This is a genomic window from Desulfosporosinus fructosivorans (genome assembly GCF_004766045.1).
Lineage (GTDB): Bacteria > Bacillota > Desulfitobacteriia > Desulfitobacteriales > Desulfitobacteriaceae > Desulfosporosinus > Desulfosporosinus fructosivorans.
This window is the reverse complement of sequence record NZ_SPQQ01000019.1, coordinates 52,944-61,711: the sequence shown is the minus strand read 5'-3', so window position 1 is coordinate 61,711 and position 8,768 is coordinate 52,944. Positions and strand designations below refer to the sequence as shown.

Genomic DNA, 8,768 nt, shown 5'->3' with positions numbered 1-8,768 from the left:
ACTATGTATCTTTACTAATATTTCCCCTTCAATCTTCAGTTTCTCAATGTGGTTTTGTATGACAATATCATTATGCAATACAAGTCTGAAATGACGCTGATGTTCCGCTGAAAGTTTGCTTAATAGAGTAAGCACGCACAAAAAACACTGAAATCAGATCTACCTGATTTCAGTGTTTTTTGCAAACTATCCTATAGAAGAAATCCGTTCATTAAAGGGATGAAAGAGTTCTTGGACAAAGGACAGTTTTTTCGTTATTAATATGATTTTCTTTTAAGACTCTCAAAACGGATACTTAGTCAAACTTCATGGATTTACGAGTTCAATAAATAATAGCACTAGCGTCCTTATCGATAGAATGAACTGAGACCCATAAACCGGACAGTCTTCAACAAGAGCACCCATGGTAATGAGTTACGCGCAGAACTGATACCTCGACTTCAGAGGTGTCAGTTCTGCGCGTAACTGTATCCGTTCGTTGTTATAAAAGTCAATATAGTCATCAATAACATCTTTAGCTTCCTTAAAAGGCTGGATTTTATAAAATTATACAGTTCAAAGCACTACTTAGCACAATAAATAATAGGCTTACGAATTAATAGTTTTTATCAGCGTAACCAACCCAGCCGCCTTCTTTAACAAGTGTCTTGTCAAACTCGCCGACTTTGAAATCAAGTTCTTCTGATTTATCTGCTGAAGTTACAATAATCTTATCTTTATCAATGTCAATTGTTATTAAAGTGTCTTTTCCCGCGTAGTTCTCAAAAAGATATTCGATCTTATCCTTTGGTAATTCGATTGCAAACATGCCGCAATTATACATATTCTGCCTGAATATTCTTGCAAAGTTTTCAGCAATCACTGCATTAATCCCATTTACTTCTAATGCCCATGGAGCATGCTCTCTGGAAGAACCACAACCAAAATTAGCTCGTGTTACAATCACAGCTTTGTCCTTAATATCTTCTTTAGCGTTAAATCCGGTAAGCGACAAATCCTCCAATAAATAAGGCTCCAAGGCCGCTTTAGTGATTTCAGTAAGATACTTTGCTGGAATGATTTCATCGGTATTGATATCACTTCTGTCTAAGAATAAAACTTTTCCGCTAAATTCTTTCATTTTCCCCTCCGCTACCTACGCTTTATATAATTGTGAATTTGTTATTTTGCCTTCCATCGCTGATGCTGCAGCAGTAGCAGGACTCATCAGATGAACTGTACCGCCCTTACCCATTCTGCCGTTAAAATTACGGTTTGTTGTAGACGCACAGGCTTCACCATTAGCAAGAACCCCATTACTCATGCCAAGACAAGCACCGCAGGTTGGGTTTGTAACGCAAAAACCAGCGTTATGGAAAATTTCGATCAGTCCTTCTTTTAAGGCCATGGAATAAACCTCTGGAGTTGCAGGGCTGACAATTGCACGCACGTCATCACTTATTTTGTTATCCTTAAGGATACTTGCAGCTATTCTCAGATCTTCTATACGGCCATTGGTACAACTTCCTATATAAACCTGATTGATTATTGTACCGGACATTTCATTGACTGTTTTTACCTGGTCCGGTTTGAAGCCGAAAGTAACCATTGGTTCTAAATTCGCAACATCATATTCATAGACTTTTTCATAGGAAGCATCCGCATCCGAAGTCCATTTTGAGTATTCTTTCAAAGCATCTTCCTTTGTGTTAAATTCGTCTTTAATGAAGTGCCATAGGTATTCGACTGTGGTCATATCCGGGTAGCAGATTCCACAAGTGCCTCCGGCTTCAATTGCCATATTGCACAATGTCATACGTGATTCCATTGACATTGCATCGATAACCGGTCCTGTGAATTCAATGACCATGTTCGTTGCACCGTTTACAGTCAGTTCTTTAATAATGAAGAGGATCAAGTCTTTTGCATAAACACCCGGTTTTAAGGTGCCTTTAAGAACAAATTTAATTGTTTTCGGAAAGTGGAAGGCACATACACCCTTGAGTATACCTACTTCAAGGTCAGTCGATCCGACACCTGGAGCAAAAGCTCCAAATGCTCCATGAGTACATGTGTGCGAATCGCCCATGATAATAGTATAACCCGGTCTTACGAATCCTTTTTCAGGGAAGATCGCATGACAAACACCATTTCTTCCGATGTCAAAAAAGTCTTTGATACCATGCCTTCTAGCCCAATCACGTAATATTTTTCCCTGTTCAGCAGTTTTAGAATCTTTGGCAGGTGTTACATGGTCTATGACAGCCTTTATTTTCGTGGGATCAAAGACTCTGTCCATTCCCCTTGCCATAAGATCCGTGATTGCAATTGGAGTGGTAATTTCGTGACAGAAAACCCTATCCAATTTTAATACATGCGTATCAGGAAATGGCATGTTTACCCTGTGTGCATTAAATATTTTCTCAGCTATCGTTTTTCCCATTTTTTTCTCCTTGCATTTTTCTAGCTTAATCACAAATCTGTGTTTAAACGTGTAAACCTTCTACCCCATTAATAAATTCTTGCAGGATAAAAGAATTAGTAATCTGGCTTTTCATTCCATTTCATTTTTAGCCACCTCCATATAATAGTTTTACTTATTATTACACAGAACTTCAAATAAGAATGTTACATATGATACAATTTAAAAATAATGAAAGGAGGTATTTTTCTTGAATGAGTGGAATTTATTTTCAACCCATAAAATAGATATACCAACCGAATTGTTTGAGACTTTCAAAACAAAACCGGCTCAGGCGTTTAAAAAAAATCAAATAATATATCGGCAAGGAGAAATTGCTAAAAGTTTTTGTTACTTGAAAAGCGGGCAAGTTCAAATTTTTGTAAATTCCTCAGATGGCTTAGAAAAAATTTTCACAACTTATAAAAAGGAGACAATTTTCGGAGAAGCATCTTTTTTTGATGGTTTTCCAAGAATGTCATCAGCAAAAACTCTTTCGGAGTCAGATATTATTATGATTGATAAAGCTGATATTATGTTGTATTTTCAAAGAAAACCCTTCCTCGCTTTGAATCTCATAGAGCTCTTGTCACAAAAAGTAAGGATGTTATCAAATGAAATAGACAACATTTCATTTTTATCAGCAGAAAAGAGAATTGCCCAATATCTGTTTAATATCAATTTAGATACTAATTGTTCTATTGCTTGTACACATGAAGATATAGGAAAAGCTGTTGGTGTAAGTAGAGTTACTGTAAGTAGGGTCTTTATTAAATTTTCGCAGTATGGATGGATTGATACTAAATATAAAAAAATTGTTATATTAGACAAAGATGCCCTATTAAAATTTATAGAAACATAATTTATTTGACTTGATTTTTTACTGATCATTATCTTTTTGTCATACTCTTTGTTATTTATGATAGCCTGGACTTCAAGTTCCCTGTCGAGCCTTGCTAGGAAAAGGGGCAATAACTTGACGTCCATTTCTAGATTAACCCGCGTAGTTGGGGCAATCCATTTTATTGACCCATGTTCGGGCATCATTAATCGTAGCGAATCCTCCCATTAGATTTGGACGATATTTTGCAGGTTGAGAAAATGGACTCCGATAAGCGCCGAAATGGGCAGCTCATGACGGGAAACATCCTCAGCAATATTACAGGAGCCAATCCCTATCTGATGATAGCCAAAAAGAATAGCGAGTCCTTTGACGCGCTATTCTCAACCTTTTTCTATCAAATTTTAAATTTGGAAACTTGGGTAAGTAGTTCTTGAGCCACATCTTCTAATTTGCTAGAGGATTGGGCAATTATTTCAATTGAGGCTAACTGCTCTTCCGAAGAAGCTGAAATTTCCTCCATACCTGCCGAGGCTTGCTCAACCACTGCGGAAATATTAGCTGCTTGATTAACCACTTCTTTAGTTTGAGCATTTATTTTCTCTAAGGCTGTGGAAACCTCCTGTGAATTTTCCGCGACTTCAGAAATTGAAGCAAAAATCTTAGAAAAGCTTTCTTTTGTATCTTCAACAGAAGACTCCATAACCGCTACACTTTCTTTGGATTGTGTCATATTATTAACGGCTTCATTTATCTTGCCATTAATGTCATTAACAATCTCTTCAATCTTTTTGGTGGAATCACTAGATTGTTCAGCAAGTTTGCGAATCTCTTCGGCTACAACTGCAAATCCCCGTCCTGCATCACCCGCTCGGGCCGCTTCAATCGAAGCATTCAAAGCTAAAAGATTTGTCTGGTCTGCGATACTGTTAATTGCGCCAATGATGTTGCGGATTTCATCGGTCATTGTGGCAAGTTGAAGAATCGAATCATCAACTGCCTTTGAAAATTTATTGTTTTCTAGCATTTTTTGACCTTGGTGTTCAAGAGCTCTTTGACCATCTTTTGCACGCTCTAAGGAGTCTTTGGCTTTGGTTACTCCAAGATCTGTCTTTTCCGTAGCTTGGCTGACTATTTCACTAACCATGTTAATAGCATCGTTTGAACTTTGAATCATTAGGGCTTGGTTACTATTGCCTTGAGCCATTTCAGTGATGGTTGTAACCACTTGCGTTAAGCTCTGAGTGGTTTCTTCGGTAGTTGCCGTTAATTCCACAGAACTAGAGGCCAACCTTGTCGCATTCGATTGGATATGACTTACAAGTTCTCTTAAGTTTTGATTCATGGTTTTAAGACTCTTATAAAGTCGGCCTATTTCGTCTTGCGACTTGATTTTTATTTCAAAGTCTTTTAAATCTCCACTCGCAATAGTTTCAACAACGGAGGATAAGTCTACGAGCGGTTTTGTAAACCGTCTTGCAAAGTAAAACCCTAATAGTCCAACAACAACAATAACCGCTAATAGTAAGCCAATTGAGATGTACAAAAGTTGAGTGCTTGAAGCCATGGCGATAGAATAAGGGGTCTCAACAACAATTAACCAACCTGTAAGTTCATCATAAACATGACTAACAATGACTTTTTCGCTTTGTATATTCGTCGTTTGGAGGGTGTCATTTTTACCTGATAATCCTGTTGTTACGAAATCCAACTTGCTGAAATCTTCTTGGTTTGTCACATATTCCTCATTTGGATGTGCTAATACCGTTCCTTGTCTTGAAAGCACATAGACGTTTGAACCGTCCTTTGAAAGATCTGTGACAAAGTCAGTGACTTTTGTAAGCTCAATGTTCGCCTGAAGAATCCCGATAATGTTATTATTTATATCACGAACAGGCGTAGCGATAACGACAATTAAATGACCTGTAGCCTTGGCGACAAGAATATCGGATACATATTCCTCAGTTCCGTTTATAGCTTGCTTAAAGAATTCCCGGTCACTAATTTTTGTTAAAGCATCATTGTTACTTTTAACGACTTGTTGTCCTTCTGTATCATCGAGAGCAATAATAAGGTCGGGATTTGCTTTTACTGCTTCAACCAGTATATTTTTTGCATTAGCTAAGTCAAAATTTCGGATTGCAGGTTGACCGGTTACCATATGTAGAGTAGTGAAATTATTTTTTAACATACCTTTAATTTTGGCTTCAGCAATTGCGATTTTGTCCTGGCTTAGCTGATAGGTACTCTGTTGAGAGGCTGAAATAAACGAGGGTATTGATATTGCTGAAAAAACTAATAGTGGAATTAAACTAGTTGCCAAGAGCATAGAGAATAATCGTGTCCTGAGTTTCAAATTTAATTTTCCCCCTTATTTTTTAGTTGAGAATTAAAAATATAATCGGATAATAAAAAAAGTCGCTTTTGCGACAGAAAAAATAGTTCGGTAGCCTGGCAACCATCAGCATTACCTGGAAGGTCCATAGCTTTGCGTCCTTAGCTTCCGCCAAGTTTGCCATTGTCGCGACAATATAAGATAAAGAGTATCTTTTTAATATGACTGGTATGTTGTATGTGGTATTACCATCATGATTAATTTTACTACAAATCTTAACAATTTGGAAGTAGCTAAATTCATATCAGATTCAAGATCTTTTGAAGAGGCATTTGACCATATGATGATCAAATATTTAATGCGTTGGTTGAGAAGTGATATGCTACCCCCAGACAGGACAGTGAAATAAAAAACTGCTCAGTCTGGGGGTAGCATATCAGAAATTCTCACACCAGCGCATTTTGTTTTGAGTTGAAGAGTGGGATGAGGAGGGAGGAAATAGGAGGGAATGGTAAATGAACAATAAATGACTCAAACTGATGTTTGCAGGAACGTTAAACAAATCAATGCTTTATTTTTCTGTAACAACTATGCTCTTGGCATCCTTAAAGAACTTAATAACAGCAATCAGTATGACATAAATCTCAAGTCTGCCAAACAACATACCCACTATTTCTGTCCATAATACAACCGACGGAGTTGTGGGAAGTGTAACTCCGACCGAGAGTCCAACTGTACCTAATGAGGAAGCAAATTCAAATAAAGAATCCTGTAAAGAATAACCGTAGGCAACCAGTACACTCACACCCAGAAAAAATAGAACCATATATATAAAGGTAAAATTATAAACCTCTGTTAAGTGTTTTTGATCAATATATACTTTGCCCTCCGGTCGATAAATGAAGTCTTCATGAACGAGATGTTCGGGTAGAAATTTTCTTTTTAAGTTCCAATAAAAGGCTTTAACCATTAAATAGATTCGATTCTGCTTGATTCCACCTGCGGTAGAACCGGTTCCTCCTCCGATCAGCATGGCAATAATCATTATAAAAATGGAAAACGGAGACCAGCTATTGTAAGTGACCGTTGAAAAGCCTGTTGTGGTAAGCGCTGATACCAATTGAAATGCAGAAATCCGGAATCCTTCAGATACACTCCCATAAATCCCGTTTAAGGAAACAAAGGCTGCTATTGGAATCGAGAATCCCAAAAAAGCAAACATAAATCGAATTTCTCCAACTCTAAAAAAGTTCCTAAACTTTCCTTTGATTAGAAGCAAGTGGGCGGCAAAGTTTATTGTTCCCAAAAGCATCAAGATTATCGTTATGAGTTCTATGGGAAAGCTCTTATACGCACCTATACTATCTGTTTGGGTTGAGAATCCACCCGTTGACAAGGCACCTATTGAATGGTTTATCGCATCAAACCACGGCATACCGAAAGTCACATAAAGGATTACTCCGGCCAAAACATACCCTGCGTAAATCGACATAATTATTCTAGCCGACTTGGCAAGGTTCGGTAAGAGTTTATCGGAGTGCCCCTCGGCATTGTAAAGCCTCATTCCATACGTCCCCGATAAGGCCGAAAGCATTACCAAAACAAGACCTACCCCACCGAAGAACTGCATGATACTTCTATGCAGCAAATAAACTTTGGGAGTAACAGTAACATCAACAACCGATAAGCCTGTGGTAGTCCAACCACTAACCGCCTCAAAATAGGCTTGCGTGAAATTGAGTTGTCCAGATAACATAAATGGTAATGCCGAAAAAAAGGTGGCCATGAGCCAAACGCTAACAACGATAACCGTATCTTGCCTAAGGGTTAATTTGTGATTCTTTTCGCCTCGGATTAGGAAACTTAATAAATAGCCTATCAGAAGCGCTATTGCGGCAGGTATAATAAAGTTTATGGCATAACGAAGTTCATCTGGATAGGCAACCAAAACCAGTAACGGCAGCAGCAACATACCACCAATAATCATGGTTAATATCCCGATATATCCCAAAGTAATCTTATAGCTGTCAATAATTTTGCGATTGAACTGCATTAAATATCTCTCCCCACTATAAGCTTCACCATCTCCCGCTGTGCCTGGGGAGGGGACAAGATAATGAGTTTGTCATCGGCCTGAATTATAGTTTTTCCCTTGGGGATAATGCTGCTTACGCCCCTGATAATACATCCGATGATGGCCTGTTCAGGAATGTCAATCTCAGCAAGAGTCTTCCCGCATACGGGATAATGGTCCCGCACCACTATCTCCATCATCACAATTTGTCCTTGTTCAATCGGCATAAAATCATATATCTCATCAATGGCGGCCATTTGTTCAATGATTCCCGCCATAATATAGGTCGAGCTTATAGCCGAATTAATCCCGAGTTTTTTGAACACCTCCACGTTTTTAGGGTTGCTCACCGTAGCAAATACCCGCTTAACACCGTAAACTTTTTTGGCGAGCTGGCAGATAACAAGGTTGTCCGCATCCTTTGGCGTTAGGGCGATCACAATATCAGCACCCTGAATATTAGCGTCCTCAAGGATATAGGACTTGCTGCCATCCCCACAAATTACTGGTGCATCATGGGTGCGCGATAAATATTTACAGTAGCTCTCATTGTCATGAATAATCGTTATATTGTGTTTTTTAGCGAGTAGAGATTTTGCCAGAAAATCTATCTTTTTTCGTCCTCCTACCATGACTATATTCATTTTAATCCCTCCAGCAAATCTGTAGAAATCAGCTTTTCAAACTCACATATCGACAGTCTTGATGGATAGATGGTCTGGATATCGAAGTCCTGATATACTATCTCTTTTTCCGTATCATAAAGACGTGAAATCACTTGAGATACATTAAATAATTTACTGGCAATTTCCGCGATCATTATATTTGTGTTGTCGTCATTGGTGGCCGCAACCACCACATCGGCCTTGGCAATACCGGCTTTCGTTAGTGCGTCAATGTCGGTAGCGTCCGCCTGGATGGTAAAACCGCTGTATTCGGGTGCTAATTTTCTAAACGCTAAATTATCGCTGTCAAGCACAACCACGTCCTTGCCCTTCGCTGACAGAATGGATGCAATATTTGCGCCAAATCTGCTACAGCCTGCTACTATAATATAGTTGTAATTGTTTCTTTTCAC

8 protein-coding genes and 1 riboswitch are annotated in these 8,768 nt (G+C 38.4%); of the genes, 1 reads left to right on the top strand and 7 read right to left on the bottom strand.

All coding sequences use genetic code 11. From position 1 onward, the window contains the following. Positions 1-414: 414 nt before the first annotated feature. From E4K67_RS31685 to E4K67_RS27060, 3 genes are read right to left on the bottom strand one after another with little or no spacing between them, the layout of a single operon-like run. The gene (locus E4K67_RS31685; RefSeq protein ID WP_135552497.1) at positions 415-537 is read right to left on the bottom strand and encodes an IS3 family transposase; all 123 of its coding nucleotides are present in this window, start codon (positions 535-537) and stop codon (positions 415-417) included. A 58-nt stretch (positions 538-595) separates the two neighbouring features. Next, complete coding sequence (locus E4K67_RS27065; protein WP_135552484.1) at positions 596-1,120, bottom strand: 3-isopropylmalate dehydratase small subunit; 525 nt, start codon at positions 1,118-1,120, stop codon at positions 596-598. Between the two features lie 15 nt (positions 1,121-1,135). Then, positions 1,136-2,422 carry a 3-isopropylmalate dehydratase large subunit gene (locus E4K67_RS27060; RefSeq protein WP_135552495.1) on the bottom strand — a complete coding sequence of 429 codons (1,287 nt, stop codon included), beginning with the start codon at positions 2,420-2,422 and terminating at the stop codon, positions 1,136-1,138. A gap of 229 nt (positions 2,423-2,651) precedes the next feature. Here E4K67_RS27060 and E4K67_RS27055 point away from each other — a divergent pair, with 229 nt between their 5' ends. Continuing rightward, positions 2,652-3,302, top strand: a complete 651-nt coding sequence (locus E4K67_RS27055; protein ID WP_135552482.1) for a Crp/Fnr family transcriptional regulator — start codon at positions 2,652-2,654, stop codon at positions 3,300-3,302. Between the two features lie 376 nt (positions 3,303-3,678). On the opposite strand, the gene E4K67_RS27050 is transcribed toward E4K67_RS27055, so the two are convergent. The 4 genes from E4K67_RS27050 to E4K67_RS27035 form a co-directional block, all read right to left on the bottom strand. After that, positions 3,679-5,610: a methyl-accepting chemotaxis protein gene (locus E4K67_RS27050; RefSeq protein ID WP_243454648.1), complete on the bottom strand. Its 1,932-nt coding sequence runs from the start codon at positions 5,608-5,610 to the stop codon at positions 3,679-3,681. Positions 5,611-5,723: 113 nt separating this feature from the next. Further along, positions 5,724-5,808, bottom strand: a riboswitch (cyclic di-GMP riboswitch). 379 nt (positions 5,809-6,187) lie between these two features. Next, positions 6,188-7,669, bottom strand: coding sequence for a TrkH family potassium uptake protein (locus tag E4K67_RS27045; RefSeq protein WP_135552477.1), 1,482 nt, complete (start codon positions 7,667-7,669; stop codon positions 6,188-6,190). Next, positions 7,669-8,334, bottom strand: coding sequence for a potassium channel family protein (locus tag E4K67_RS27040; RefSeq protein ID WP_135552476.1), 666 nt, complete (start codon positions 8,332-8,334; stop codon positions 7,669-7,671). Before E4K67_RS27040 ends, E4K67_RS27045 begins: the two co-directional genes overlap by 1 nt. After that, the gene (locus E4K67_RS27035) at positions 8,331-8,768 is read right to left on the bottom strand and encodes a potassium channel family protein (protein WP_243454647.1); all 438 of its coding nucleotides are present in this window, start codon (positions 8,766-8,768) and stop codon (positions 8,331-8,333) included. The genes E4K67_RS27040 and E4K67_RS27035 overlap by 4 nt, the downstream gene beginning before the upstream one ends.